The sequence below is a fragment of the Mesorhizobium sp. WSM4810 genome, assembly GCF_055811235.1.
Genome location: NZ_JBVVQV010000080.1, coordinates 1 through 992 on the forward strand (window position 1 = coordinate 1; position 992 = coordinate 992).

At 59.6% G+C, this 992-nt stretch carries 1 protein-coding gene; it reads right to left on the bottom strand.

Features of this window, described 5'->3' with window-relative positions; all coding sequences use genetic code 11:
* Positions 1-16: 16 nt before the first annotated feature.
* On the bottom strand, positions 17-992 hold a 976-nt coding region (locus AC0L3O_RS35355; RefSeq protein WP_473618143.1), incomplete at its 5' end, for an ISL3 family transposase.

Here is a 992-nt window from a genome sequence, read left to right on the forward strand (position 1 = left end):
TTAATTAGGTTCTTCCTCACTTTGTGTGGAGCGGCGGCAGCATTCGTGCTCTCAGCAGTTCAGGACCTGCCCGACCGTACATTGCACGTTTGAGGGTCTTGAGGCGATTGATCTGGCCTTCGGCCTGTCCGTTGCTCCAAGGCAGCTCGATGGCGTTGTTGACGGCATCGATGTCTCTGCGCAAGACACGGGCGAACCGCATGATCGGAATGAGTTCGGAGTCGAGCGCATCGTCGATCCATGCATCCAGTGGTGCCGATCTCTTGCTGCGAAGGATGCCGTTGAAGCGCATCGCCAGATACCGCGTCTCGGCGAAAGCCTCAGATTCCTGCTTCAGGGCATCGACCTTCCTTGCCTGCTGGTCCGTTAGCAGGCCTCGCGGCTTGATGCACAGCGCTGCGGCAACCACTGGCGAGATCGCATGACCGGTGTCCGGATCTCGAACCGGCTCCGACTTCAACGTGGCGGGCGGCACATCAACAGCAGCCTGCTCTCTTTCGGCCCGCCGCCAGGCACCGAGAAGCCGCTCCAGATTGGCGAAACTGCCGGTGTAGCCTCGCTGTTTGACGTCATGAAACAGATGCCGTCCGCAGCGGTTCCCATCCTTCCAACATTCGGCAAGAAAGCTTTCGAAGTACCATGGCGATGTGGGATTCAGTGCTGCTCGCCGCCTGTCTGGCGGAACCTTGAATTTGAGCCAATTCGCTACGCTGCGACGTTCATAGCCGGTCTGCCTCGCGATTTCGCTGTAGGACAGACCCTCTTCGCGCAAAGCGCGGAGCTTTTCGAATATCTCCCAGCGAGATTGCCTATGTGCGAGACGGGCGCGCCGGCGATGTGTGGCAGCGTCAACAATTGCGTCCTCCGACAGGATGGCCCTGCCGGTGGCACGTCCAGAAAGGCTCATCTGTTCTTCGATTGCCGAGCGAAGGTTCTGGATCAGATGAAACCGATCGGCTACCTGCCGGGCCTGCGGTGCGCCTTCACGGACG